This is a genomic window from Pandoraea sp. NPDC090278, from assembly GCF_044772185.1.
GTDB lineage: Bacteria > Pseudomonadota > Gammaproteobacteria > Burkholderiales > Burkholderiaceae > Pandoraea.
In genome coordinates this window covers 300,612-325,526 of sequence record NZ_JBIVYJ010000006.1, presented here as the reverse complement: position 1 = coordinate 325,526, position 24,915 = coordinate 300,612, and the positions used below count along the sequence as shown (strand labels likewise).

Below are 24,915 nucleotides of genomic sequence, written 5' to 3'. Positions count from 1 at the left end.
CTCGCGTGACACGACGATGAATCTCGTGTGACGCGTGGTGTCTCGCTTATCGCGTTATGGCGTTGCACCATGCGCGGCCGTCACTCGGAATTTTGATAACCCGACCGATGGGTCGGGTTATTCAGCCTTATGCGACGGGCTTCTGCTGCGCTGCGGCAGACGGCGCCGTCGCCTATGCTAGAATCAAGATCTTTCTGCGTTCATGCATTGCACACTTCCGCATGCCGCTCTCCGCGCCTGCCCCTCGTACCTTGCGTCACCGTCGCACGATCGCTGTTGAAGCGTATTCGCGCGAAGATGGCCTATGGGACATCGAAGCCCGACTCACCGATCATAAGGATCGGGATTTTGCATTGGCAACGGGCCTTCGCAAGGAGGGCACGCCGATCCACGAGCTATGGCTGCGGTTGACGATCGACGAAGATTTCGAAGTGCATGACGCCGAGGCCGTCTCCGACTGGGTGCCTTATCCCGGTATTTGCGATCAGATCGGCCCCGAATATCGTCAATTGATCGGTCTTAACCTGCGGCACGGCTTCCGCCGCGGGGTTCGCGAGCGCCTTGGCGGCGCGGCGGGCTGTACCCATCTCACAGAACTTTGTAGTGTCCTGCCGACGGCAGCGATTCAGGCGTTTGCCGGCGTGGTGATTCATACCCCCGACACGGCAGCGGCCAACGATGCCGAGAATTCGGCACCTCCTTTCCAACTCGGACATTGTCACGCCCTGCGGTTTGATGGCGAGGCGGTGCGCCGGTTTTACCCGCGCTGGTTCAACGGCCGCGCAAACGATCGAGCGAACGAGCCCACGACGCCCGTCACATCAGAAGCGGTGCGCGATGCGGCCTCGACTCGCAAGCTCGAACCCAAACTTCCAACTCAGCAAGAAGGGAATCACGCATGAAGATTCATGAGTATCAAGGCAAGGAAATCCTCCGGAAATTCGGAGTCGCGGTGCCCCGCGGCATTCCGGCGTTTTCCGTGGACGAGGCCGTGAAGGCAGCCGAAGAACTCGGCGGTCCGGTTTGGGTGGTCAAGGCCCAGATTCACGCAGGCGGTCGCGGTAAGGGCGGCGGCGTGAAGGTTGCCAAGACGATCGAGCAAGTGCGTGAATACGCCAGCCAGATCCTCGGCATGCAACTGGTCACGCACCAGACCGGTCCGGAAGGTCAGAAGGTCAATCGCCTGCTGATCGAAGAAGGCGCCGACATCCACAACGAACTGTACGTCAGCCTGGTGGTTGACCGCGTCACGCAGAAGATCGTGATGATGGGTTCGAGCGAAGGCGGCATGGACATCGAAGAAGTCGCCGAAAAGCACCCGGAACTGATCCACCACGTTGTGATCGATCCGTCGGTTGGCCTGACGGACGCGCAAGCCGACGACTTCGCCAAGAAGATCAGCGTGCCGGAAGCTTCGGTTCCGCAAGCGCGCACGATCCTGCAAGGTCTGTACAAGGCCTTCTGGGAAACGGACGCTTCGCTGGCCGAAATCAACCCGCTGAACGTGAGCAAGAACGGCACGGTCACGGCACTGGACGCCAAGTTCAACTTCGATTCGAACGCGCTGTATCGCCAGCCGGAAATCGTCGCTTTCCGCGATCTGGACGAAGAGGATCCGGCTGAAGTCGAAGCTTCGAAGTTCGATCTGGCTTACATCTCGCTCGACGGCAACATCGGCTGCCTGGTGAACGGCGCCGGTCTGGCCATGGCCACGATGGACACCATCAAGCTGTTCGGCGGCGAGCCGGCCAACTTCCTGGACGTGGGCGGTGGCGCCACGGCAGAGAAGGTGACCGAAGCGTTCAAGATCATGCTGAAGAACCCGAACCTGACGGCCATTCTGGTCAACATCTTCGGTGGCATCATGCGCTGCGACGTGATCGCCGAAGGCGTGATCACGGCGTCGAAGGCTGTGTCGCTGAAGGTGCCGCTCGTCGTGCGCATGAAGGGCACGAACGAAGACCTGGGCAAGAAGATGCTCGCCGAATCCGGTCTGCCGATCATCTCTGCGGACAGCATGGAAGAAGCTGCCCAGAAGGTTGTCGCGGCTGCCGCAGGCAAGTAACCAGAACAGTCGAAGCCATTGCGGCGTGCCGCTCGCGAAAGGCTGAGCGCACACCGTCAGGCAACAGGACGAAGGAAATCAAGCAATGTCGATTCTGATCAACAAAGATACCAAGGTCATCACCCAAGGTATTACTGGCAAGACCGGCCAGTTCCACACCCGTATGTGCCGCGAATACGCGAACGGCAAGAACGCGTTCGTCGCTGGCGTGAACCCGAAGAAGGCCGGCGAAGACTTCGAAGGCATTCCGATCTACGGTTCGGTGAAGGACGCCAAGGAACAAACCGGCGCAACCGTGTCGGTGATCTACGTGCCGCCCGCAGGCGCTGCTGCCGCCATCTGGGAAGCCGTCGAAGCCGACCTGGATCTGGCGATCTGTATCACGGAAGGCATTCCGGTCCGTGACATGATCGAAGTGAAGGACCGTATGCGTCGCGAAGGTCGCAAGACCCTGCTGCTCGGACCGAACTGCCCGGGCGTGATCACGCCGGACGAACTGAAGATCGGCATCATGCCGGGTCACATCCACAAGAAGGGTCGCATCGGCGTGGTCTCGCGCTCGGGCACCCTGACGTACGAAGCCGTTGGCCAACTGACCGCTCTGGGTCTGGGCCAGTCGAGCGCCGTCGGTATCGGTGGCGACCCGATCAACGGTCTGAAGCACATCGACGTCATGCAAATGTTCAACGACGATCCGGAAACGGACGCCGTGATCATGATCGGTGAAATCGGTGGTCCGGACGAAGCCGCTGCCGCCGAGTGGATCAAGGGCAACATGAAGAAGCCGGTCGTCGGCTTCATCGCAGGCGTCACGGCGCCCCCGGGCAAGCGCATGGGCCACGCCGGCGCGCTGATCTCGGGCGGTGCCGATACGGCCGAAGCCAAGCTGGCCATCATGGATGCCTGCGGCATCAAGGTGACCCGCAACCCGTCGGAAATGGGCCGTCTGCTCAAGGCAGCGCTGTAATTCCCGCCGGACGACCCAGTCGTTGCAGTCGCCGGAACCGGCGGTTGCGCGTCGGGTCTTGAAAGAGGGAGCCCGGAACATCGGGCTCCCTCTTTTGTCTTTGTGCCGCAATTGGCATCATCCGTCTGACTGGTTTCAAACGTTCCCCGAGGATTTCCGCGCATGCTTGCGTTTTTTGCCGAGCTGAACTGGGCCGCCGTGCTGCAGATCATCATGATCGACATCCTGCTGGGTGGCGACAACGCTGTGGTGATCGCGCTCGCCTGCCGCAATCTGCCGGCCAAGCAACGCCTGCAAGGCATTGTCTGGGGCACGATCGGGGCAATCGTCCTGCGCGTGATTCTGATTGCGTTTGCCGTGACGCTGCTCGCCGTGCCGTATCTGAAGGCCATTGGCGGGTTATTGCTGCTCTGGATCGGTACCAAGCTGCTGGTGCCCGACCATGACGCGCACGACAGTGTCAAACCGGCCGACAAGCTCTGGACGGCGGTCAAGACCATCATCGTGGCCGATCTGGTGATGAGCATCGATAACGTGATCGCCATTGCCGGGGCTGCGGAAGGCGCGGCCGACCATCATCAATTGCCGCTGGTGATCTTCGGTCTGCTCGTGAGCATTCCGCTCATCGTCTGGGGCTCGCAACTGGTGCTCAAGGCGCTCGATCGCTTCCCGGTCATCGTGATGGCGGGGGCGGCGTTGCTCGGATGGATCGCTGGCGGTCTGATCGTCTCGGACCCGGGCATCGGTCATCTGCTGCACCTGCCGGGTGATGCGGCGAAATACACGCATTACGTGGCGTCGGCCATCGGTGCGCTGTTCGTCCTGATCGTGGGGCTGGTGCTCAAGCGCCGCAGCGAAGCACGTCAGATGCGTGCAACCTCTTCGAAATAATCGAGTCCATTGCCGGGACTGCGGGTCTCGCCGGATGAATCGTCCGGCTTCGCATCGGACGATTCCGTAGACCGATAAGGCACGCGCCGATTTTGATCTGCGGCAGGGCATTCGCGGCAGGGGCTATGTCATACTCCGCCCACTTCCCCGATGTCCCTTTTGTTTTCATTGCTTTTGCAGGGAGTTACACAATGCGTCGTTTCGGCCACCGGACTACCGGTCTCGCCAAATCCCGGGGTTTCACCCTGATCGAACTGATGATCGTGCTGGCGATCATCGGCGTACTGGTTACGGCAGGGGTTCCGTATCTGCAGAATTATCTGGTGCGCGCGCGTGTCGTCGAAGGGTTGGGCGCTGCGGCGTCGGCCAAGGCGCTCGTGAGCGAGAACGCCATGCACGGTGCACCGTTCAACAGTGGCTGGCAAGCGCCGAGCCCGACGGACAACGTGAGCGGCGTGAGCATCGATTCCGTGAGCGGTAACGTCACGGTGGCGTACACGCAGCGCGCGGGTGACGGCGCGATCGTTCTCGTGCCGACGAGCGCTGGCGCATCGGGTTCGCCTGCGGCACTCTCCGTTGGCAAGGCGCCGGAGGGTCAGATCGTCTGGACGTGCTACGCACAGGGCCGCGAAGGCGCGCCGGGTGGCGCAACGTTGCCGGGCAAGCTGGCACCGCCCGAGTGCCGTGGCGAAACGGCGGTCAAGTCGAGCTAAAGGCCGCGTCATCACGCGCGTCAGGCATGAAATGGCTGCCCTCGGGTGGCCATTTTTTCGTTATGCTTGCGCATCTTCCAACCGGTGCATTGCACGGCGGCGATCTTGTTTCCTCCTCTGCTTCTTTCGATGATCGGGCTCACGCTGGCCCTGATCTGGGCGCTGCCCTACAACTTCGTCAAACACACGTATCCGATCTCGACGTTCTATTCGGAAGCGCTGACCTTTAGTCTCTTCGCACTGCTCGGCGCGTTGTCGATGGTGGCGGTCTGGCAGCGTGACGGACGTGCGCTGCGCATGCCGCGTGTCACGTGGATGCCACTGGCGTTTGTCGCCGTCGTCCTCGTGCAGCGGGCCATCATGCCGACCGAGCTGCCGCAGTTGATGATGACGGCGCTGCTGTACGGGGTCGCGATGATCGTCGCGGTCAACACCGGGTATTGGCTGGCGCAGTTGGGGTGGCGCGGTGTCCTCATGCGCTGGAGCGCGGTGGCCCTCACGCTGGGCGGGTTGTATGCCGTGGGCGCACAGGTCGTGCAGGCGTTTCATCTCGAAGCGAATGTGCCGTGGCTCGTGGCGAAGTACACGGTCACAGCGGCACGCCGTCTGTTCGGCAACATGTATCAGCCGAATCATCTGGCGACGTATCTGTCGATGGCGAGCGCGGGGGCGTTCTATCTCTGGTATCAGCGAAAGCTGCCGGGCTGGGCGTTATTGCTCGTGTGGGCGATCTTCGACATCGGCATCTGTCTGACGGGCTCGCGCGCGCCGTGGCTGCAACTCGCGCTGCTGTGCGCATTTGGCCTGTGGCTCGTGTGGATGGAGCGCGTCGAAGAAACGCGCAATATGCGTCGTTCGATGCGCTGGTTTGTGCCCGCCGCCATTCTCCCGGTGCTAGGTCTGATGACGCTTGCCGTCGGCTGGGCGAATGTGAACTGGGGGCTGCAACTCGACGGCAGTGCCGTGGCGCGCATGCAGCAGGCGGGCCAGGTGGCCGGGCGACTGAATCTGTGGGAGTACGGACTGGCGATCTTCCGCGAGCACTGGTTCTTCGGTGCGGGCTGGTCGAATTACATCGATGCGCAGTTCGCGCTGGTCGACAAGCTCGGGCCGGTCGAAATGGCAGACAACGCGCATAACGTCTTGCTCGATCTGCTGGCGAAGACGGGCATCGTCGGTACGCTGGCGGTGTTGCTTCCGCTGGCGTTCTGGTTTGCGCGTGCGGTGCGTGGCCTGAAGTCGGCACCGATCGCATTTGCGTTCATCCTGCTCGGCATGCTCGCGATGCATGCGATGTTGGAGTATCCGCAGCACTATGCATTCTTCCTGCTGCCCGGCTTGTTTCTGCTCGGATTCTGCGAGACGAAGCCGATCGACAGCGTGTCGCCGACGGCGACAGGGGCCATCAATGGCGTGATCGTCCTGTTCGCATGCGTGGCGATTCCGTGGCTGTATCACGACTACCAGCGTGTCGAGGTGGCGTATCGCGCGGGCAAGGTCGAGACGTATCGCACCGACCCGGCGCTGTTCTTCGCGCCCTATGGCGATTACGCCGTGACCGGCGCGTTGTATTTCAGCCGAGATCAGCTCGACGAGAAGCTGGCCGCTCATCGTGAAGCGTTGGCGCTGGGTGCGGGGCCGACGATGATCAAGCGCTACATCGTGTTGCTGGCGCTGGCCGGGCGCGACGACGAGGCGTTGCAGGACATCCAGCGGCTGAAGAACTACAACATGCTGATCTTCGAGGGACAGTACGCCTCGCTGGTGCGCATGTTGCGCGCGCAGGGCGACGACCTGAAGCCGTTCGTCAAACGTGTCATCGATGCATGGGGACGGCCGAAGGGTGAGTCCGATCAGGACGCGATGGTGGTGCCGGGTGAGCGCGCGAGCCGTTCGTCTTGAACCGTCGTCGCTCGTCACCACGCATTGTGGTGACGCGCCCTCTTAACCCTAGCCCTGACGCAAACGAAAAAACGCCCGCAGCGATTGCGGGCGTTTTTCTATCCAGACACGGGTTCGTAAGGCGAGTCGGATGCCTACCGACGGGGCTTACGCTTGTGCGCCGCTATTGCCGCTATCGTCCTGCTCGGTTTCCTCGGTGCGTGCCCAGAAGAAGCGATCGGGGAAGTGACGGCCCATGCCAGGCCGGAAAGCGTTCTCGAGCACCTGTTGCAGATACTCCTGTGCTTCGCGCACGGCCTCGGGCACGGCGAGTCCGTTGGCGAGCATGGCGGTGACGGCGGCGGCGAGCGTGTCGATTGCGCCCGCGACGTTGTGGGCCGGACGGTCCCAGGCGTCTTCGCGGACGATACCGCCATCGCTGTAGAGCGTATGGGTGAACTGCGGGGCGTTGCCGTCGCTGATCAACACGAACTCGCAGCCGTTTTCCAGCAGGATCGAGACCGCTTCGTCGAGGGCCAGATTTTCGTTCTCGGTGATCGTCTGAGCCAACGCGACGGCGCTCTGCGGACTCACGACCAGCACGCTCGCCTGCGGTACGAGCAGGCTGGCGGTGGCTTCTCGCAATTCGTCGGTCGAGAGCAGATGCTCGCCTGCCAGCCCGAAGTCCGGCGCAACGACGAGGGGTGTTTCGTCATAGTCGGCCACGATCTCGGCAATGGCGGCGACGTTATCGGCATTGACCGCACTGCCGACCTTGAAGGCTGCGACCGGCATGTCTTCGAGCAACATGCGGGCCTGATCGCCGATCCAGTCGGGATCGATGGGTTGCACGTCGTCGCACGAACGCGAGTCCTGTGAGGAGTAGCCGGTGAGCACCGACACGCCGTAGCCGCCCATGCTGGCGAAGGTGAGCAGGTCGGCCTGCACGCCGGTGGCCGAAGTGGGGTCGGAAAGCCCGAAGGTCAGGAGAATGGGTGGGGATTCAGTGTGCATGGAGGCAGGATAGACGGCGATCTGGTCAGGCTTTGGGTTCGTTGGTACCATCACGCCTTAAATGCCCGTTTCGGAGCGCTCGAAAGCGCCGTGGGCAGCGCCCGCCGGACATTGCACCGGCAGGGTTCCCACAAGACCGTCCGGCATCTCTGCCGACGGGACCCGAAGCGGTTGACAAGCCATTGTAACGGAACGCTCGTCGCTGAAGAAAGAATGGAATACAAGAGCTGGATGTGCCTCATTTGCGGTTGGATTTACGACGAAGAGGCAGGATTGCCCGACGAGGGCATTGCGCCCGGTACGCGCTGGGAAGACGTGCCGATCAACTGGACCTGCCCGGAGTGCGGTGCTCGTAAGGAAGACTTCGAGATGGTGCAGATCTGAGGCCGCACGGCCAGGAGATGGCCCATGGTGATGTCTGAATCGTCCGGATCGTCCGAAGTGCCGCAATCGTCACCCGACTCCGTCGCCCCTGTTGCAGCGAACGCCGCGCGTGAGACGCGTGACGCGCCGCTGTGGCGTCTGCCCGAAGTCGCAGAAGCGCTGACCGAAGCGTCCGATGCCTGGTCCAACGGCCCGGCCGCGGCACTCGGCCCGCTACGGCGCGCGAACCGGTTGCTTCAGTCGAGCGGTCACGCCGACTGGGCGTTGCATGGCGAGCGTCTTGTGAAGGCGATTGCCGAAGCCGCCTATGGCGAGCCGGGCAGTCAGGACGCGCAACGCAATGCGCTGCGGCAGTTCGAGCGCGATATCTGGCAGGCGGGGGCTGTGATGCCACCCACAGCGTTGGCGTCGTCGGCGCCGTCGACATCTTCTGCATCTTCCGCATCCCCGAGTCCCGACAGTTGGCCCGGCGCACCCACGCCGGGCGAGCTTCGTATGGCGGGATGGGCGATTGCCGAGCCGCGTCTGCATGGATTGCCTGCGGGCACGGCGCCACTGCGCGCAGACGTCGAGCGTGTGCTCCTGCGTCTGCTGCGCCCGGATGCCGACGCCCTCGACACCACAGCGGCGTTGGGGCAACTCGCGGATCTCGCGGCTGATCTTCATCGAGCCGGGGCGACCGCTCCGCTCGATTACTGGCGTCTGGCGGCTGCTTGGCTGCGCTTTGCCCGTGCGCCTCTCTCGCTGGCGGACAAGCGGCAGATCGGGCGCATGAACATGGCACTGCGCAAGCAACTGACGCGTCCGGCCGAACCGGCCGAGGGCGGTGTAGCCGACACATCGGTGGCACCGGCGTCGGCAGCAGGCGCGTCCAAAACGGCATCGGAATTCGTCCCCGGACACGATCTGCTCGAAGCGCTGGCGACCTGGCATGCCCAGGCACCGGATAGCTGGCTCGGCACGCTACTGGCCGATTTCGGCGTATTGCGCCGTCCCGGCCATCTGCCCGAGCCATTGGCCGACGCCGCGCAGGCTGGCCAGAAACAGGGCGCGGGCGCGAGTTCGCGCGACTGGCTGCGCATCGGACCGCTCGCGGTTCGGCAAGACGTTTGCCAGACGTTCCTGAGTCTGGCGGATGAGGCGCTTCCGAATCTGAACGATCCTGCGGTGGCCGCGCAAGTGGCACAGTATTCTGCGGCTATCGGGCTTGCCCCGGTGGCGCGGCTGGCGGCGGCAGTGGCCGCCACGGGCGAACGTCTGGCGGCGTCGCCCCCGGCGGAGCCGGGTGGTCCGGCGGCATTGGCCATGACGGTCAAGGCGTTGCGCGGCATGCTGCACCAGTTTGCGGCGGACACCTATCCCGAATCGCGTCCCGATCTGATCGCCGAGATGGCCCTGTGGCGCGAGCGTGCGCTTGACGCCAGCGTGTTCGGGCAGCGGCTAGTCACCGGGCGTGACGTTCCGTGATACAGTCGGCCCAAAGGCTGCCGCTGGCGGCCGATGGCCGTATCACGATGCGGAAAAAGTTCGTCCGCTGACCGGCCGCGGCAAGTGACGCAGGGCGCCTGAGGGCGTCGGCGTCAGCGCTGCGGGGCGCGAAACCGCAATATCGCAGAATCGCGAAATTGCGGTACCGGGCGGCAGTCCGTCAAACAGGTTCCGATAAATTTTGGCCCTATGCCGAACGACCGTATCAACCTTACGAATCAGTTCCTAATCGCCATGCCCGGCATGGCCGATCCTACCTTTTCCGGCACCGTCGTCTATCTGTGCGAGCACAGTGAAAAGGGCGCGATCGGGCTGGTGATCAACCGTCCGACCGACATCGATCTCGCGTCGCTTTTCGAGCGGCTCGATCTCAAGCTGGAAATCGATCCCCTTGCGCATCAACCGGTCTTCTTCGGCGGCCCGGTGCAGACCGAGCGCGGCTTTGTGCTGCACGACGCCACGGGCACGCCGTACAGCTCGTCGCTGTCGGTGCCGGGCGGTCTGGAGATGACCACCTCGAAGGACGTGCTCGAAGCCGTCGCGAACGGCCAGGGGCCGAACCGCTTCCTGCTTACGCTGGGCCATTCGGGCTGGAGTGCCGGGCAACTGGAAGACGAAATCAGTCGTAACGGCTGGCTGACGGTGGCGGCCGATCCGGGCATCGTGTTCGATGTGCCGCCCGCAGAGCGTTTCGACGCTGCGCTGGCGCTGCTTGGCGTCACGTCGTCGATGCTTTCCGCCGACGCGGGTCACGCATGACCGCTGGCAAGACGGCGGGCAGTTCCACGGTGCTGGGTTTCGATTACGGCGAGCGCCGTATCGGAGTGGCGATCGGTAATCTGATGCTGCGCGAGGCGCGTGCCCTCACGGTCGTCGCCAATCTGAATCGCGACGTTCGCTTCGCCGAAATGGGCAAACTCATCGCCGAGTGGCAACCCGAGCTGATCGTCGTAGGCCTGCCATGCCATCCAGACGGCACGCCGCACGAGATGACCCAGCAGGCCAAGCGCTTCGGCAATCAACTCAACGGGCGGTTCGACGTGCCTGTCGTCTGGGTCGACGAACGCTATTCGTCGGTGGCCGCTGCGGCGGCGCTGGCCGAAGCGGGCGTGAAGGTCTCGCAAAAGACGTCGCTCGACGCCGAAGCCGCCCGCATCATCCTCCAGCAGTACTTCGACGAGCATGTGCCTGCCTGACATCCCCACGCCTCACGCGACGCAGGCCACTGCGGCTGCGTCGGCCATCCGCGGCCCTGCCACGGAGCGCGCTCATGGCTAACGGCATTCTCGGCCGTCGCGGCCATCCCCAACTCACCCGTAATGGCGAGCTGAAGCATCTGCTGACGGTCGAGGGGTTGCCGCGTGCCGTGCTCATGCACATTCTCGACACGGCCACGCAGTTCGTGAGCGTGAACGATGCCGACGTCAAGAAAGTGCCGCTGCTGAGCGGCAAATCCGTCTTCAATCTGTTCTTCGAGAACTCGACGCGTACGCGCACGACGTTTGAAATCGCAGCAGCGCGCCTGTCCGCAGATGTGCTGAATCTGAATATCAATGCGTCGTCGACGAGCAAGGGCGAGACGCTGCTCGACACCATCGGCAACCTGTCGGCGATGCACGCGGATCTGTTCGTCGTGCGTCACGCGCAATCGGGCGCTCCGTATCTGATTGCCGAGCATTGCGCGCCGCACGTCCACGTGATCAACGCAGGCGACGGACGCCATGCGCACCCGACGCAGGGCTTGCTCGACATGTACACGATTCGCCATCACAAGGGCGAATTCCAGAATCTGACGGTGGCGATCGTGGGCGACATTCTGCACTCGCGCGTCGCCCGCTCCGACATCCACGCACTGACGACGCTCGGCGTGCCTGAAGTGCGCGCCATCGGCCCGCGCACGCTGCTACCGACGGGCCTTGAGCAACTCGGCGTGCGCGTGTTTCACGACATGGACGAAGGGCTGCGAGACGTCGACGTCGTCATCATGCTGCGGTTGCAGAACGAACGCATGAATGGCGCATTGTTGCCGTCGGCGTCCGAATACTTCAAGTATTACGGACTGACGCCAGCGCGCCTGGCGCTCGCGAAGGCCGATGCCATCGTGATGCATCCCGGGCCGATGAACCGGGGCGTGGAGATCGATTCGGCGGTGGCGGATGGCCCGCAGTCGGTCATCCTCGAACAAGTCTCGTTCGGCATTGCCGTGCGGATGGCGGTGATGAGTATCGTCGCCACGAATAATGGGTAAGCGCGCCATGAAACTGCATCTGAAGGGTGGCCGCGTAATCGATCCTGCGACGCGTCTCGACCGCGTACAGGACGTCTTTATCGCCGACGGTGAACTGCTGACGCTCGACGCATCGCCCGCCGACTTCACGGCCGAGCGGACCGTCGACGCGAAGGGACTGGTCGTCGTGCCGGGCCTCGTCGATCTGTCCGCGCGGCGGATGACGGCGGCAAGCGAAGCGACGGCGGCGCTCGCCGGTGGCGTGACGCGCGTGGTGTGCCCGCCCGACACCGATCCCGTACTCGACGAACCGGACCTTGTGGAGATGCTGCAACTGCGCGCCCGCGCAACGCATCTCGCGCAGGTGCATCCGCTGGGTGCGTTGACGGTCGGTCTCGCAGGTCGCGAACTCACCGAAATGGCGCAACTGACGCAAGCGGGATGCATCGGTCTTTCCCAAGCGAACGCCGCGATGGCCGACAACCGCACGCTGCTGCGCGCGCTGCAATATGCCGGTACGTTCGGGCTGACGGTCTGGCTGCGGCCGCAGGATGCGGCACTTGCAGCGGGCGGCGTGGCCGCGAGCGGCGCGGTGGCGTCGCGTCTCGGGCTGGCGGGTATTCCGGTCGCGGCCGAGACCATCGCCCTGCACACCATTCTCGAACTCGTCCGCGTGACGGGCACGCGCGTGCACCTGTGCCGCCTGTCGTCGGCGGCTGGCCTCGCGCTCGTGCGTGCAGCGAAAGCCGAAGGATTGCCGGTCACTTGCGACGTCGCCGCGCACCATCTCCATCTCACGGACATGGACATCGGGTACTTTGACGCGCAATACCGGCTCGATCCGCCGCTGCGCTCGCAGCGCGATCGCGAAGCCGTGCGTGAAGCCGCGCGAGACGGTACGATTGACGCCGTTTGCTCGGACCATACGCCGCTTGCGCCCGACGCCCGTCTCGTCCCTTTCGCGGAAGCCGAGCCGGGGGCCACGGGCCTCGAACTGCTCCTGTCTCTGGTGTTGAAGTGGGCCGAGGAGTCGCGTGTGCAGCTCGTCGACGCGCTCGCCCGGGTGACGCACGGCCCCGGCCAGCGATTGGCGGCGGTGGCACCGGGGGCTGGCCGTTTGTCGCCGGGCCACGCGGTGGATGTCTGCGTGTTTGCACCGTCGACGTACTGGACCGTGTCCGCGCCGCAGTTGCGCAGCGCCGGTCATAACACCCCGTTTCTGGGATACGAACTACCGGGCCAGGTACGGCTCACGCTGGTCGGTGGCCGCGTGGCGTACGAAGCCCCTTGCGTCTAGGATGCGATTGCCGTGCTGTTGATCAAAAAACTTCGTCTTGGCCTGCATCTCGCGCGCGGCATGTTGACTGCGGCGACGCTGTTTCCGTTTCTGTCGCAGCCGCAGAAGGATCGTCGCATCCGTGCGTGGTCGCAGAAGCTGCTGAAGCTGTGCGGCATGCGTCTGGAGGTGGAGCAGCACGCGCCGGTGCCGGAAGGGGGCGTGATGCTGTTGTGCAATCACGTGTCGTGGATCGACATCTTTGCGCTCAATGCGTGGCAACCGGTGCGCTTCGTTGCCAAGGCGGAGATTCGTCACTGGCCGCTCGTCGGCTGGTTGTGCGTGCAGACGCGTACGATCTTCCTGCAACGCGAGCGGCGAGCCGATGCGCGCCGCATCATGCATTACCTGGCCGATTGCCTGCGCGATGGCGACGTCATCACCGTCTTCCCTGAAGGCACCACGACGGACGGCCGCAGTCTGCTGCCGTTCCACGCGAATTTGTTGCAAGCGCCGGTCACGACCGGCAAACCGGTCCAGCCGCTGTGCCTGTTCTATACGGACGCGGAGAGCGGACGCCACACGATGGCCCCGGCCTATATCGGTGAGACGAGCCTGATCGAATCCATCGACATGATTTTGCGTGCGCCGCCGATGACGGTGCGTCTGTCGATCGGCGCACCGCAATATCCGCAGGACGGCGAGCATCGTCGCGAGTTCACGTTGGGCGCGCAGCAAGCCGTCGGCTCCGCATTGCAGGGCTTCCTGCCCGAAGCTGTGTTGCCTGAGAGTGGCTCTGTCGGTTCGCGTGCATCGGGATTGGGTGACGACGAGAGCGATGCCGTGCAGGCGGTTCAGGCCTGACTCGACTCAGCAAAATGAAAAACGGCGCCTGCGGGGCGCCGTTTTCGTTTGAGGGAGATAGGAACGGGGACGTGTCAGACGTTCGCGGCGTCGATCACTCGCCTTTGCGCTTCGTCCCTTTGTCTGCTTTGTCCGCCTTCTCTGACTTCTCTGCCTTCGCGGCCTTCTCCAGCTTGCGCGCGGCCTTTTCGACCTTACCGAACTTATCGAGCTTTTCGGCTTTCGCGGCCTTCAGTGCGTCCTCGGCCTTGTCGGCCGTCTTCATCTTGCTGCGCTTTTTGTCGGCGAAGGCAAGCGGGTCGCGAATCTGCGGGCAGTCGATCTGAATCAGCTCGCGCCCGGCGGGTGAGTCGGCGAGTTTCACCGCCGTGAGCTTGCCGCCCCAGACGCAGCCTGTGTCCAGACCGAGGATGTTGTCGCGCATCACCAGCCCGAGCGCCGACCAATGCCCGAAGACCATCGTAACGTCTGCCGTGCGGCGGCCCGGGGCATCGAACCACGGCTTGAGCGTTTCGGTCGAGGCGTCGGCCCCTTCCTTGATCTTGAAGTCGATCCGTCCGTCGGCCGAGCAAAAACGCATGCGCGTGAGCGCGTTGATTGTGAGACGTCGGCGGTCTTCGTCGCTCAGGTCCGGCTGCCACTGGTCGGGCTGATTGCCGAACATGCGCGAGAGGAATGTCTTCCAGTCGTCTCCGCGCAGTTGCGTCTCGACATCGCGCGCGAGCGAGACGACCTGCTCGGCGTCCCACTGCGGCAGCACACCGGCGTGCACCATCAGATGCCCGTGGGCGAGATGTGCCAGCGGCTGACGGCGCACCCAGTCGATGAGCGCGTCGCGGTCGGGCGCGTTGAGAATGTCGTCGAGGGTGTCGCTGCCGTGCGCCTGACGCACGCCAGCCGCTACGGCCAGCAAATGCAGATCGTGATTGCCGAGTACGGCGGTGACACGGTCACCCAATGCAATGACCTGACGCAGCGTATCGAGCGAGCGCGGGCCGCGATTGATCAGATCACCGGCAAGCCAGAGATCTGCGTCCTGGGGGAGGCGCTCGAGCAGTTGTTCAAACGACGTTTGGCAACCTTGGAGGTCGCCGATGGCATAGATGTCACGCATCGCAATGGTGGCGCTGTCTTGTTGTCCCGATCAGGGGGTTTCCGTGTGCCGCGGCCGCGCACCATTTCAGATGCGTCGCCCCCCGTGGTCATTCATTTCTTGTAGATCAGCCAGCGCGGCACTTTGAAGCGGACGATGCTCAGGTACAGCCACACATACGTCACCATGAAGGCGACGCAGCACAGTGCGAGCACCACGCTATGCCGCCAGAAGACCGTCGCCGGGATCACTGCCAGCAAGCATAGCAGCCAAAGGTACGGAGAGGTCAAGGAATTGCGCTGCGTGAGTGCACTGGCCGTACGTGGGCCTGCGGCCCAGCGCATCAGGCGCTTGTAAACCAGCATGTGCAGATGGACGCCGTCCGGAATGCCGGGCGAAATGCCGCGCACGAAGCGCTTGCGATAGATCGAGAAACAGACCTCGAAGGCGGGATAAATCACCATCAACGCGGGATACCAGGGCGACACCTGCGGATTGCGCATGACCAGCAGGACGGCGATCTCGGCCAGCATGAACCCGAGGAAATAGGCACCGCCGTCGCCGAGAAAGATCAGGCCGCCGGGGAAGTTGAAGATGAAGAATCCGAGGATGGCACCGACCATGATCATCGACGTGGTGAGCACGATCGGGTCCTGCACCTGAAATCCGACGTAGCCGAGCGAGGCAAACATGATCATCGCGACCATGGCCGCGAGTCCGTTGAATCCGTCGATGATATTGACGGCATTGGCCATGCCTGCCACGCATAGCACCGTCAGGGGCACCGAAATTGCGGCAAGGGCCAACGCCCTGTCGACTACGCCGATATCGACGCGTGTGATGTGGATGTCGAGGACGAACCAGGCCAGCAGCGCGGCGAACATCGTGCAGATCAGCCGTACCGTGGGCGTGACCTTCTTGGTCACATCCTCGACGAAGCCGGACAGGAACGCAGGCAGGCCGCAGACGACCAGCAACAGGATGTCGCGCGACACTGTGGGATACGAAAAGCCGAGCGCTGTGGCCGCGACGAGCAGGCCGGCGAGAATGCCGACCCCGCCAATGCGGGGCACCGGACGCACGTGAAACTTCTGCACTCCGGCGACATCGCTATCGCCTGAGAAGCGGGAGTGAACGTGCGCGTAGCGGACGATCAGCAGCGTCGCGACAAACGACACGACGAGGGCGATGGCAAGACTCAGCATGATGCGGGGCGATAGCCGGAGATCCGGCTATCGAAAAGAGAATTCGGAAGACAGCTTACTTCTTCGTGAAGATCATCCAGCGCGGCGAACGGAAGCGCACGATCCGCTTGTACAGCCAGACGTAGCCAACGATGAATACCAGGCAGCAGCCGGCAAGCACACCGCTGTGACGCCAGAAGATCGTCGCCGGCAGCACGGCGGACAGACACAGCACCCAAAGATAGGGCGACGTCATCGAGTTTCGATGCGCCAGTCGCGAGGCGACCTTGGAGCCCACGGCCCAGCGCAACACACGCTTGTAAATGAGCATGTGCAGGTGAACGCCGTCCGGCATGCTCGGGGATACACCGCGCACGAATCTGCGGCGGTAAATCGAAAAACAAACTTCGAAAATCGGATAAATCAGCATGAGTGCCGGATACCACGGCGACACCATCGGATTACGCATCACCAGAAGAATGGCGAGTTCCGCCAGCATGAATCCGATGAAATAAGCACCGCCATCGCCGAGGAAAATCAACCCGTTTGGATAATTAAGAATAAAAAATCCAAAGACGGCACCGGTCATAATCAGCGCCGTGGAAAGTACGATGGTATCGCCCACCTGGAACGCGACATAGCCAAGGGATACGAACATGAAAATACTGACCATCGCGGCGAGACCGTTGAAGCCGTCGATGATATTGATGGCATTGGTCATGGCTGCCGTACAAATCACGGTCAGAACGACTGAAATGGCAGGAATGGCGAGCAGACGATCGACCGGTGCGATGTCGATCCGATTGATGTGAATGCCGAGCACCCAATAGGCGACAAGCGCCGAGAACATGGCACAGAGCAGACGGGTGCGGGGCGAGACGCGCTTGGTCACGTCCTCGATGAAGCCACCGATGAACACTGGCGCGGCACTTCCCGCGAGCCACAGAATTTCCTTGAACCGCCCCGGGTAGTAAAGCGTGGCAAACGTTCCGGCCGTGAGCAGGCCGAGCATGATGCCCAATCCACCGATGCGTGGTACCGGGTGCGCATGAACCTTCTGAACCCCTTGCGTATCACTGTCGCTGGAAAAATGGGCATGCACATGGGCGTACCGCACAATCAGCAGCGTGGTGACAAATGAAACTACCAATGCCAATGTCAGGTTCAGCATAGTACGGACAAGTTAACCGCGTTACTTAGTTTTTATGAGCGATTGGCGCTCTCACGCCAATCCCGATTAAATTAACGCTGGGTGGGATTCAGCGGACTTCCCCCGTTGATTTCACCAAGTATTCGGAAATACTCGGCGATCACCAATCGCTCGTCGAAATTTTGCGCTACTTTAGCACGCCCGGCCCTACCGACAGCCGCAAGATCACATGCCGACATGTTGGCGACCTGCGACATTCGTGCCGCCAGCGCTGTCGCATCCTGTGCCGGCACAACCCACCCGCTTACGCTTTCGGTCACAACCTCCCGGCACCCCTGAACGTCCGTTGTGATAACCGGGCGTCCCATGGCTCCGGCTTCGAGCAGCGTCCGGGATAGGCCTTCCCGGTACGACGGGAGCACGACGCAATGGGCCTGCGCGATGAACGGGCGCACTTCCTGCGTGACGCCCAGATATTCGACAAGTCCTTCGTCTTCCCACCGGGCCACCTGTTCGCGCGAGATTGCCGTAGGGTTTTCGACGTCGGCCGGCCCAAGCAACTGGAAGCGCACGTGGGGCATCGACGCTTTGATCGCCCGCGCGGCCTCCACGAACTCCAGTACGCCCTTGTCGCGTAACAGTCGCGCGATCAGCAAAAATCGGAACGTCCCGTCATCGTCAGGCCAACGTGAGAGCGCGAAGTGGTCAAGATTGACACCTTCTCCCGGTAGCAGCCGTGCTTTGCGCATATCGACGAGTCCGCCGCCGACCATCGCCTTGAAATCCTCGTCATTTAGCAGCCAGTTTTCGCGGGTATGTCGGAAAGCGTACTTGTAGAGCATTCGAACGATGTGCGTAAGGAATGACCTATTGATGAAGACAGTGCCCATGCCTGTGGTGATCGACACCGAGGCAATGCCAGCGCAGTGCGCGGCCACTGCACCGTAAATGTTGGGCTTGATGGTGTAGTGGAAGCAGACCGTGGGACGAATGCGGCGATAAAGCCGGTAGAGATTCAGCGTCAGTGCAATGTCCTGCAATGGATTCTGACCTTTGGACGCCATTGGCATAACGTGAACGTGGCAGCCCATATCGCGCAGCAGAGGGGCGTAATCGTCGTCGGGCGCGACCACATGTACGGGGTGTCCATCCGCAAGCAAGGCCCGAATGGGGCCGCCACGGAAGTTGTGGATCGACCAGAAGGAATTCGAGCAAAAGAGAACAGGTGCTTGCATAGCGTTCAGTGAGAGGTGTGGCGCTGCACGGCCAGGCGAGCGTAAGTGTCGAGCCACCGTGTCACGATGGCGTCGAGAGAAAAGTGGGTGACGATGCGTTCGCGGTTGGCCGCGCCGAGGGCCTGACGTGCTTCGGGGCTGGCACGCAGTTGGCGGAGCAGGGCATCGCTGAGGGCTTGCGCATCGCCCACGGGCACCAGTGCGTTGTGCGCGCCATCGTGCTCTGCATCGCCCAGCAGTTCGCGAACCCCGCCGCAGTCTGTCGACACGACGGGCAGACCGCTTGCCATCGCTTCGCCGACGACCAGGGGCAGGCCCTCCCACGCGGACGACATGACGTACACGTCGGCAGCTTGCATCCATCGCGCGATGTCGTTGCGACGACCGAGCAACGTCACGGCCTGCGCGAGGCCACGGGCGTCCACCTGCGCCTGCACAGATGCGCGCAACGGTCCCTCGCCTGCGATGAACAGTCGCGCTTCCGGCATGGCGTTCGCAACATGCGCGAAGGCGTCGATCAGCGTCGGATAGTCCTTCGCTTCGACCATCCGTCCGGCGGCGAAAACGACGGGCGCGCCAGCATCCGACAATACGTCGGACGCATCGCGCCACGCGGCGCGCGCCTGCGCGTCCGGATGGTAGCGCCCGGTGTCGATGCCATTGGGCATGCTGGCGATGCGCGCGGCGGGCGCGGCCCGGTGTGCGACGAACGCGGCGACAGCGTCATCGCTCACGTTGGTCGTCAGATCGGTCCATCGATCGGTCAATTGATACGCGAGCATGCGCGCGCGGCCGCCTTCGTTGCGGCTGTGGGCGCTCGTCACCAGCACCGGCACGGACGCAAACCATCGCGCGACGCGTGCCATCAGATTGGCGTGGACCATATGGGCGTGCACGACATCGGGTCGCCAAGTCCTCAAATACGCTGCAAACCGGGCCAGTGCCCCGATCAGCGATCCCGGCGATTTGCCCGCCTTCAGTTCGACGAGCGTGAACTGCGGCGACGTCGGTAGCGCAATGGCGCAGGGGCCGGTCAGCGAGACGAGCGTGACGTCGTGGCCACGTGCGAGAAACCCCCGCGCGAGATCGGCCACCTGCGTTTCTGCGCCGCCGAGTTGCAGCCCCGTGACGAACAATACGATCTTCATCGCGTGGCCTCCGTGGCGCGGACGTCATTGGTCACATCGTCTGCCCAGAGCGCTTCCCAGTGCTCGGCAATGGCGTCCGCTCGGAAGTCCTGCGCGTGCACGTAACCGGCCAGCCCGAACTGACGGCGCAGCGCGGCGTCGCCGATCAGTCGACGCAGTGCATCGGCCAATGCCGGAATATCGCCGTCGTCCACGACGAGGCTGTCGACGCCGTCATGCAGCAGGGCGCGCGGTCCGGCGTCGGCCGCGAAGGCGACGACCGGCAGCGCATACGCCTTGGCTTCGAGCAGCACCAGTCCGAAACTCTCGCGTCGCGACGGCAGGCAGTAGATCGACGCGTGTGCATAGTGCTGCGCGATATCGGACACGGCGGGCAGCAGCCGGACGGTGTCGCCAACGCCAGCGTCGCGCGCCTGCGCGAGCAGATCGTCGCGTAACGCGCCGTCGCCGACGATATGCACCTGCCAACCCGGCGCGTCGGCGGCGATGCGCGTCCATGCATCGATCAGACGATCGAAGCCTTTTTCGGGGATGAGACGGCCGACGGCAAGGATGCAGCGCTCGTCGCCATGCGCGGGTGGGGTGCCGGGCATCGGAATGCCGAGCGGATTGGCGACTGTGACGAATTGCGCGCGCGCGTCGGGATGATGCGTCTGCCAGGCGCTGCGATCTGCCTCCGTGAGCACGACAACCGCGTCGTAGCGACGTGCGGCCAGCGCACGTGCCCATCGACGTGCGCGACGGCCGAGATCGCTCGCGTACGTACTGTGCTCCCAGGCAATGCGTCGCACGGGCAAGCCGAGCGTGGCGGGCATGGTGTAGAGGGCAAGCATCGGATCGACGTCGATCATCACGTCGATACCATGCTCGTGAACATAACGCCGCACCTGCCGAACGATGGTCAGGTAGTGACGTTTGAACGCCAGGCGTGCAGCGAACAGCGCGTGATGCGCGACACCGGGTGCGAGCGGGAAGACGGGCGTGTGGCCCCACAGCGACAGCACATGGACGCGATGCCCGCGTGCGGCGAGTGCGTTGGCCAGTGTGGCGGTCGCGCGCTCAGCACCGGCGAAAGCGGCGAGCGTGCCGGTGAACAGGCATATCGTGCGTGCGGTGGGCAAAGGATTCATGACATGTGAGCCGGAAGTCGTCATCGTCTCAATCCCGCCGAAGCAGCCACACGCCGAGCACCAGCGCCGCAGCGTAACCCGCGCCATACCCCAGTGCCCCGGCAAGCGCACCGAACTGCGGTGCCAGACCTCGCACGACGACGAATGCCACGACGGCCGCGCACAGCCATTTCGCGATCACCCAGCGACCCGCGCCGCGACGCACGAGCGTGAGGTTCAGGGCGGCGTCTGCGAACACAAGAATTCCCATGAGCGCCGAGACGCGCAGGATCTGCGCCGATTCCGCGAACCCTGCGCCGTAAATCAGGTGCACGATCCACGGCGCGAGCACGGCGATCGGAATCGCCAGACTCGCCCCGGCGGCGACCATCAGCCAGACGGCGCGGACTGTGTTGCGTCGCGCCGTCAGGTTGTCCATCGTCTGAAAAATCAATTGCGGTGCGAGCGAGTTCGCAATGATCGGCGCGACCAGCACGAAGTTCTCCGTGACCTGCATGGCGGCCGCGTAAGCCCCCAGTTCCGAGAGCGGAATGATCGGCTTGAGGACAAGCTGATCGACGCGCTTGAACAGGATCATCAGCATCAGCCCGCCCCAGAACGTCGATCCGCTTGCCAGCAAGTCGATCAGCAGACGTCGGCTCCAGACGACTGCCGTCTGCGGCGAATGGCGCAGGTAGTAGCGCACGAGCAGTGCGGCTGCCACGACCGCCTCGACGGCGTAGACGACCGCGAAAGCCGCCACGTTCGCATGGGTGACGAACAGCACCGCGACCAGCGCGAGCTTCACGAACAACGCGCAGAGGTTGGCCGTCACGCTGGGCCGGTTGAAGGTGCGGGCTTGCAGCCAGGCGATCACGATGCCCGACGGCTCACGGAACCACAGCGCCACCCCGAGCCAGAGCGCCACGACGACCAGATCGGACTCCGCAAAGCCGACGACGTAGATCGTGAGGATCGTATAGGCGACGGCCGCCGCCGCCAGCCGCAGTACGAAGGCATGCGCAATGACCGTGCGTTGTTCGTCTTCCGGCTTGCCGACCAGCCGGGGCACCACGACCTCGCTGCCGCACAGCAGCGTCAGCGACGCGGCGAGAAACACGAGCGATTGCGCGTACTGAAACAGGCCGAACTGGGCCGCGCCGAGGCTGCGGGCGAGCAGGCCGGAGACGGCAATGCCGCCGGCGATCTGTGCGCCGCGCTCGGTGAGCATCCAGAGGATGTTGCGAAAGATGGTCCGATAGGTTCGGTAGGGCATGGGGCGCTCGCGCGTCTCACTCGTTCTCGAGATAAGCAAAACCGGCCTCGTGAGGCCGGTGCGGTGAACCGAAACTGGGACTGTCGGCGCTTGTCGGTCGGCACGGCTACGGCCGGTAGGGCGAAAGTAGGCGCTGGCTGACAAGGGTTTTGGGAAATGCCGCAGTGCGGCGAAGTCCCGTATAATTTTAGCGTAATGCAGCCGCTCCCGGCCGGGCTTCCCGCCGGGATTTGCGTTTGTGACGCTGGCGGCCCCGATGGCTCTTTTTTGGCGCTTGACGGCGATTTTCGCCGACTGCTCAGCTTTCTCCCCCTCGTTTCCGAGAGACTCTTTCCCATGACGCAAACCACGCAAGTTTCGCCTGCGATTTTCAAGGCTTACGACATTCGCGGCATCGTCGGCAAGACGTTGGATGCCAACGTCGCGCACCTGATCGGACGTGCTTTCGGCACGGCGCTGCGTCGCGAAGGTGGCAATGCGGTCGTCGTCGGCCGTGACGGCCGCCTGTCCGGCCCCGAACTGGTCGGCGCACTGTCCGACGGCCTGCGCGCCGCCGGCGTCGATGTGGTCGATATCGGCGTCGTCGTCACCCCGATGGTGTACTTCGCCACGAACGTGACGCTGCACGGCCGCGTTGTCGACTCCGGCATCATGGTCACGGGCAGCCACAACCCGCCCGACTACAACGGTTTCAAGATGGTGCTGCGCGGGCGCGCGATCTATGGCGACGCGATTCAGGGTCTCGCGAAGCTGATCGAGGCGCAAGACTTCGAAACGGGTCAGGGCACCTATACCGCCGACGAGATCGGCGAGTCGTATCGTGCGCGCATCGTCAACGACGTGCATCTGGCGCGTCCGATGAAGATCGCCGTGGACTGCGGCAACGGCGTGGCGGGCGCGTACGCCCCGGCGCTGTTCCAGGCGCTCGGCTGCGATGTCATCGAACTGTTCTGCGACGTCGACGGCACGTTCCCGAACCATCACCCGGACCCGGCGCATCCTGAGAACCTTCAGGACCTGATCCGCACGCTGCAAACGACCGATGCCGAAATCGGTCTGGCGTTCGACGGCGACGGCGACCGTCTCGGCGTGGTGACCAAGGACGGCCAGATCATCTATCCGGACCGTCAGCTGATGCTATTCGCCGCCGAAGTGCTGAGTCGCAATCCGGGCGAGAAGATCATTTACGACGTGAAATGCACGCGCAATCTCGCGAGCTGGGTGCGCAAGCACGGCGGCGAGCCGCTGATGTGGAAGACGGGCCACTCGCTGGTCAAGGCCAAGCTGAAGGAAACGGGTGCACCGCTTGCTGGCGAAATGAGCGGCCACGTGTTCTTCAAGGACCGCTGGTACGGTTTCGACGACGGCCTGTACACGGGCGCACGTCTGCTCGAAATCCTCTCGAAGACGGCCGATCCGAGTGCTGTGCTCAACGCGCTGCCGAACTCGATCTCGACGCCGGAGCTGCAAATCCCGCTGGCCGAGGGCGAGAACTTCGCGCTGATCGACAAGCTGCGCGAGACAGCCAAGTTTGACGGCGCACAGGAGATCGTCAAGATCGACGGCATTCGTGTCGAGTACCCGGACGGTTTCGGTCTGGCGCGTTCATCGAACACCACGCCGGTCGTGGTGCTGCGTTTTGAAGCCGACAGCGACGCCGCCATCCAGCGTATTCAGGACGACTTCCGCCGCGCGATTCTGGCCGTCAAGCCTGACGCCAAGCTGCCGTTCTGAGGCCGCAGGGGCGTTGAATGGCCACCTGAACGCTGCCGGGCCGCCGTCGGTCGATGGCTCGGAATGGCGTTGTAAGGTGGCCGTCTCGCGGTGAATGGGCGGGCGACGCCGACAATCATGATTGGCGGGCCGGGACGGGGTAAAATCGCGGTTTTGCTCACGAGGCCCGGCCGAACCGCCGGGGCGTTCGGTTGCAGGTTCTGATCGTCAAAGTCTCGTCGCTCGGCGACGTCGTCCATAACATGCCCGTGGTGCAGGACATCCTGCGCCAGTATCCCGACGCCCAGATCGACTGGGTCGTGGAAGAGGGATTCGTCGACCTCGTCAAGCTCGTGCGCGGCGTGCGCCGGGTCATTCCGTTTGCCTTGCGCCGCTGGCGCAAGAAGCCGCTCGCGGCACGCACCTGGCAGGAGATCGGTGCGTTTCGCCGCGCGTTGCGTGAAACGCCCTACGACTACGTCATCGATACGCAGGGTCTGGTCAAGACCGGCTGGATCTCGCGCACTGCGCGCGGCGCGGTCTGGGGGCTGGGCAACCGCACGGAAGGCGCCAGCTATGAATGGCCGGTCCGCTATCTGTATCAGCACATGGTGCGCATCGAGCCGCACACGCACGTGGTGACGCGTTCGCGTCTGCTGGTGGCTGAGGCGATGGGCTTCAAGGTACCGGGCGAGATCGACTTCGGCATCGCCACCGAGCGGGCCGATCACAGTCAGTGCCCGGACCGTCCGTATGCGGTGTTCGTGCATGCGACCTCGCGAGACGACAAGACCTGGCCGGAAGACGACTGGGTCGCGCTGGGGCGCGATCTCGCTTCGCAGGGATTCCTTATCGTCTTGCCGTGGGGTAGCGCTGCCGAGCGTGAGGTGTCGTTGCGTCTGGCCGCTGCGCTGGGCGAGGACGCCTGGGTGCCGCCGAAGATGAACCTGTCGCAGGTTGTCGGCCTGATCGATTGCGGGGCGATTACCGTGGGCGTGGACACCGGGTTGGTACATATCGCCGCAGCGCTGAACCGTCCGACCATCGAGCTATACAATTTCAGCACCGCGTGGCGCACCGGCGGGTTCTGGTCGCCGCAAATCGTCAATCTCGGCGACGCAGAACACAAGCCGACGCTCGCCCAGGTGCGCGATGCCGTGCATGCGCTGGCACCGGCGCTGACGTTGTCGCCTGCGGCCGTGCCGAGCGGCACTGCCGCGTCTGAGGAGGACTGAAT

23 protein-coding genes are annotated in these 24,915 nt (G+C 63.5%); 15 read left to right on the top strand and 8 right to left on the bottom strand.

Features of this window, described 5'->3' with window-relative positions:
• Positions 1 to 221: 221 nt before the first annotated feature.
• The 6 genes from ACIQWO_RS22105 to ACIQWO_RS22080 all read left to right on the top strand — a co-directional run bounded on the left by ACIQWO_RS22105 (position 222) and on the right by ACIQWO_RS22080 (position 6,538).
• Entirely contained in the window at positions 222 to 902 is a 681-nt protein-coding gene (locus ACIQWO_RS22105) for a DUF2889 domain-containing protein (protein ID WP_150666627.1), read from the top strand.
• Positions 899 to 2,065: an ADP-forming succinate--CoA ligase subunit beta gene (sucC, locus tag ACIQWO_RS22100; RefSeq protein WP_402828911.1), complete on the top strand. Its 1,167-nt coding sequence runs from the start codon at positions 899 to 901 to the stop codon at positions 2,063 to 2,065. The genes ACIQWO_RS22105 and sucC overlap by 4 nt, the downstream gene beginning before the upstream one ends.
• 85 nt (positions 2,066 to 2,150) lie before the next feature.
• Positions 2,151 to 3,032: a succinate--CoA ligase subunit alpha gene (gene sucD, locus ACIQWO_RS22095; RefSeq protein WP_039393073.1), complete on the top strand. Its 882-nt coding sequence runs from the start codon at positions 2,151 to 2,153 to the stop codon at positions 3,030 to 3,032.
• A gap of 162 nt (positions 3,033 to 3,194) precedes the next feature.
• The gene (locus ACIQWO_RS22090) at positions 3,195 to 3,923 is read left to right on the top strand and encodes a TerC family protein (RefSeq protein ID WP_046289765.1); all 729 of its coding nucleotides are present in this window, start codon (positions 3,195 to 3,197) and stop codon (positions 3,921 to 3,923) included.
• Positions 3,924 to 4,114: 191 nt separating this feature from the next.
• On the top strand, positions 4,115 to 4,636 hold the full coding sequence (locus ACIQWO_RS22085) for a pilin (RefSeq protein ID WP_402828907.1): 522 nt from the start codon (positions 4,115 to 4,117) through the stop codon (positions 4,634 to 4,636).
• Positions 4,637 to 4,741: 105 nt separating this feature from the next.
• Positions 4,742 to 6,538, top strand: coding sequence for a Wzy polymerase domain-containing protein (locus ACIQWO_RS22080; protein ID WP_402828905.1), 1,797 nt, complete (start codon positions 4,742 to 4,744; stop codon positions 6,536 to 6,538).
• 147 nt (positions 6,539 to 6,685) lie between these two features.
• Here the strand turns inward: ACIQWO_RS22080 and ACIQWO_RS22075 are convergent, their stop codons facing one another.
• Complete coding sequence (locus ACIQWO_RS22075; RefSeq protein ID WP_402828903.1) at positions 6,686 to 7,531, bottom strand: hydroxymethylpyrimidine/phosphomethylpyrimidine kinase; 846 nt, start codon at positions 7,529 to 7,531, stop codon at positions 6,686 to 6,688.
• 213 nt (positions 7,532 to 7,744) lie between these two features.
• Between ACIQWO_RS22075 and ACIQWO_RS22070 the strand changes: the two genes are divergently transcribed.
• The 7 genes from ACIQWO_RS22070 to ACIQWO_RS22040 all read left to right on the top strand — a co-directional run bounded on the left by ACIQWO_RS22070 (position 7,745) and on the right by ACIQWO_RS22040 (position 13,770).
• Positions 7,745 to 7,915, top strand: coding sequence for a rubredoxin (locus ACIQWO_RS22070; protein ID WP_006400971.1), 171 nt, complete (start codon positions 7,745 to 7,747; stop codon positions 7,913 to 7,915).
• Between the two features lie 24 nt (positions 7,916 to 7,939).
• The gene (locus ACIQWO_RS22065) at positions 7,940 to 9,382 is read left to right on the top strand and encodes a hypothetical protein (RefSeq protein ID WP_402828901.1); all 1,443 of its coding nucleotides are present in this window, start codon (positions 7,940 to 7,942) and stop codon (positions 9,380 to 9,382) included.
• A gap of 210 nt (positions 9,383 to 9,592) precedes the next feature.
• The gene (locus ACIQWO_RS22060; protein ID WP_039393068.1) at positions 9,593 to 10,162 is read left to right on the top strand and encodes a YqgE/AlgH family protein; all 570 of its coding nucleotides are present in this window, start codon (positions 9,593 to 9,595) and stop codon (positions 10,160 to 10,162) included.
• The gene (gene ruvX / locus ACIQWO_RS22055) at positions 10,159 to 10,599 is read left to right on the top strand and encodes a Holliday junction resolvase RuvX (RefSeq protein WP_039393067.1); all 441 of its coding nucleotides are present in this window, start codon (positions 10,159 to 10,161) and stop codon (positions 10,597 to 10,599) included. Before ACIQWO_RS22060 ends, ruvX begins: the two co-directional genes overlap by 4 nt.
• 74 nt (positions 10,600 to 10,673) lie before the next feature.
• Entirely contained in the window at positions 10,674 to 11,651 is a 978-nt protein-coding gene (locus ACIQWO_RS22050) for an aspartate carbamoyltransferase catalytic subunit (RefSeq protein ID WP_402828898.1), read from the top strand.
• A 7-nt stretch (positions 11,652 to 11,658) separates the two neighbouring features.
• A complete protein-coding gene (locus ACIQWO_RS22045) occupies positions 11,659 to 12,927 on the top strand; it encodes a dihydroorotase (RefSeq protein WP_402828896.1) in 1,269 nt (422 codons plus the stop codon).
• A gap of 12 nt (positions 12,928 to 12,939) precedes the next feature.
• Positions 12,940 to 13,770, top strand: a complete 831-nt coding sequence (locus ACIQWO_RS22040; RefSeq protein WP_402828894.1) for a lysophospholipid acyltransferase family protein — start codon at positions 12,940 to 12,942, stop codon at positions 13,768 to 13,770.
• 94 nt (positions 13,771 to 13,864) lie between these two features.
• Here ACIQWO_RS22040 and ACIQWO_RS22035 read toward each other — a convergent pair whose 3' ends face one another.
• The 7 genes from ACIQWO_RS22035 to ACIQWO_RS22005 form a co-directional block, all read right to left on the bottom strand.
• A complete protein-coding gene (locus ACIQWO_RS22035) occupies positions 13,865 to 14,884 on the bottom strand; it encodes a symmetrical bis(5'-nucleosyl)-tetraphosphatase (protein ID WP_402828892.1) in 1,020 nt (339 codons plus the stop codon).
• A gap of 92 nt (positions 14,885 to 14,976) precedes the next feature.
• On the bottom strand, positions 14,977 to 16,068 hold the full coding sequence (locus tag ACIQWO_RS22030) for a glycosyltransferase (RefSeq protein WP_402828890.1): 1,092 nt from the start codon (positions 16,066 to 16,068) through the stop codon (positions 14,977 to 14,979).
• A 55-nt stretch (positions 16,069 to 16,123) separates the two neighbouring features.
• Positions 16,124 to 17,218 carry a glycosyltransferase gene (locus ACIQWO_RS22025; protein ID WP_402828888.1) on the bottom strand — a complete coding sequence of 365 codons (1,095 nt, stop codon included), beginning with the start codon at positions 17,216 to 17,218 and terminating at the stop codon, positions 16,124 to 16,126.
• Between the two features lie 71 nt (positions 17,219 to 17,289).
• Positions 17,290 to 18,432 carry a glycosyltransferase family 4 protein gene (locus tag ACIQWO_RS22020; protein ID WP_402828886.1) on the bottom strand — a complete coding sequence of 381 codons (1,143 nt, stop codon included), beginning with the start codon at positions 18,430 to 18,432 and terminating at the stop codon, positions 17,290 to 17,292.
• A gap of 5 nt (positions 18,433 to 18,437) precedes the next feature.
• The gene (locus ACIQWO_RS22015) at positions 18,438 to 19,580 is read right to left on the bottom strand and encodes a glycosyltransferase (protein ID WP_402828884.1); all 1,143 of its coding nucleotides are present in this window, start codon (positions 19,578 to 19,580) and stop codon (positions 18,438 to 18,440) included.
• The gene (locus ACIQWO_RS22010; RefSeq protein ID WP_402828882.1) at positions 19,577 to 20,710 is read right to left on the bottom strand and encodes a glycosyltransferase family 4 protein; all 1,134 of its coding nucleotides are present in this window, start codon (positions 20,708 to 20,710) and stop codon (positions 19,577 to 19,579) included. The genes ACIQWO_RS22015 and ACIQWO_RS22010 overlap by 4 nt, the downstream gene beginning before the upstream one ends.
• A gap of 28 nt (positions 20,711 to 20,738) precedes the next feature.
• Positions 20,739 to 21,965: an oligosaccharide flippase family protein gene (locus ACIQWO_RS22005; RefSeq protein WP_402828880.1), complete on the bottom strand. Its 1,227-nt coding sequence runs from the start codon at positions 21,963 to 21,965 to the stop codon at positions 20,739 to 20,741.
• 336 nt (positions 21,966 to 22,301) lie between these two features.
• Between ACIQWO_RS22005 and ACIQWO_RS22000 the strand changes: the two genes are divergently transcribed.
• A complete protein-coding gene (locus tag ACIQWO_RS22000; RefSeq protein ID WP_402828878.1) occupies positions 22,302 to 23,699 on the top strand; it encodes a phosphomannomutase/phosphoglucomutase in 1,398 nt (465 codons plus the stop codon).
• 242 nt (positions 23,700 to 23,941) lie between these two features.
• Positions 23,942 to 24,913, top strand: coding sequence for a lipopolysaccharide heptosyltransferase I (gene waaC / locus ACIQWO_RS21995; RefSeq protein WP_402829206.1), 972 nt, complete (start codon positions 23,942 to 23,944; stop codon positions 24,911 to 24,913).
• Positions 24,914 to 24,915: the final 2 nt, after the last annotated feature.

Excerpts from the sequence above, each read along its gene's own strand:
- ACIQWO_RS22105 (WP_150666627.1), top strand. The coding sequence starts at position 222 with ATGCCGCTCTCCGCGCCTGCCCCTCGTACCTTGCGTCACCGTCGCACG.
- sucC (WP_402828911.1), top strand. The coding sequence starts at position 899 with ATGAAGATTCATGAGTATCAAGGCAAGGAAATCCTCCGGAAATTCGGA.
- sucD (WP_039393073.1), top strand. The coding sequence starts at position 2,151 with ATGTCGATTCTGATCAACAAAGATACCAAGGTCATCACCCAAGGTATT.
- ACIQWO_RS22090 (WP_046289765.1), top strand. The coding sequence starts at position 3,195 with ATGCTTGCGTTTTTTGCCGAGCTGAACTGGGCCGCCGTGCTGCAGATC.
- ACIQWO_RS22085 (WP_402828907.1), top strand. The coding sequence starts at position 4,115 with ATGCGTCGTTTCGGCCACCGGACTACCGGTCTCGCCAAATCCCGGGGT.
- ACIQWO_RS22075 (WP_402828903.1), bottom strand. The coding sequence starts at position 7,531 with ATGCACACTGAATCCCCACCCATTCTCCTGACCTTCGGGCTTTCCGAC.
- ACIQWO_RS22070 (WP_006400971.1), top strand. The coding sequence starts at position 7,745 with ATGGAATACAAGAGCTGGATGTGCCTCATTTGCGGTTGGATTTACGAC.
- ACIQWO_RS22065 (WP_402828901.1), top strand. The coding sequence starts at position 7,940 with ATGGTGATGTCTGAATCGTCCGGATCGTCCGAAGTGCCGCAATCGTCA.
- ACIQWO_RS22060 (WP_039393068.1), top strand. The coding sequence starts at position 9,593 with ATGCCGAACGACCGTATCAACCTTACGAATCAGTTCCTAATCGCCATG.
- ruvX (WP_039393067.1), top strand. The coding sequence starts at position 10,159 with ATGACCGCTGGCAAGACGGCGGGCAGTTCCACGGTGCTGGGTTTCGAT.
- ACIQWO_RS22050 (WP_402828898.1), top strand. The coding sequence starts at position 10,674 with ATGGCTAACGGCATTCTCGGCCGTCGCGGCCATCCCCAACTCACCCGT.
- ACIQWO_RS22045 (WP_402828896.1), top strand. The coding sequence starts at position 11,659 with ATGAAACTGCATCTGAAGGGTGGCCGCGTAATCGATCCTGCGACGCGT.
- ACIQWO_RS22035 (WP_402828892.1), bottom strand. The coding sequence starts at position 14,884 with ATGCGTGACATCTATGCCATCGGCGACCTCCAAGGTTGCCAAACGTCG.
- ACIQWO_RS22030 (WP_402828890.1), bottom strand. The coding sequence starts at position 16,068 with ATGCTGAGTCTTGCCATCGCCCTCGTCGTGTCGTTTGTCGCGACGCTG.
- ACIQWO_RS22025 (WP_402828888.1), bottom strand. The coding sequence starts at position 17,218 with ATGCTGAACCTGACATTGGCATTGGTAGTTTCATTTGTCACCACGCTG.
- ACIQWO_RS22020 (WP_402828886.1), bottom strand. The coding sequence starts at position 18,432 with ATGCAAGCACCTGTTCTCTTTTGCTCGAATTCCTTCTGGTCGATCCAC.
- ACIQWO_RS22015 (WP_402828884.1), bottom strand. The coding sequence starts at position 19,580 with ATGAAGATCGTATTGTTCGTCACGGGGCTGCAACTCGGCGGCGCAGAA.
- ACIQWO_RS22010 (WP_402828882.1), bottom strand. The coding sequence starts at position 20,710 with ATGAATCCTTTGCCCACCGCACGCACGATATGCCTGTTCACCGGCACG.
- ACIQWO_RS22005 (WP_402828880.1), bottom strand. The coding sequence starts at position 21,965 with ATGCCCTACCGAACCTATCGGACCATCTTTCGCAACATCCTCTGGATG.
- ACIQWO_RS22000 (WP_402828878.1), top strand. The coding sequence starts at position 22,302 with ATGACGCAAACCACGCAAGTTTCGCCTGCGATTTTCAAGGCTTACGAC.
- waaC (WP_402829206.1), top strand. The coding sequence starts at position 23,942 with ATGCCCGTGGTGCAGGACATCCTGCGCCAGTATCCCGACGCCCAGATC.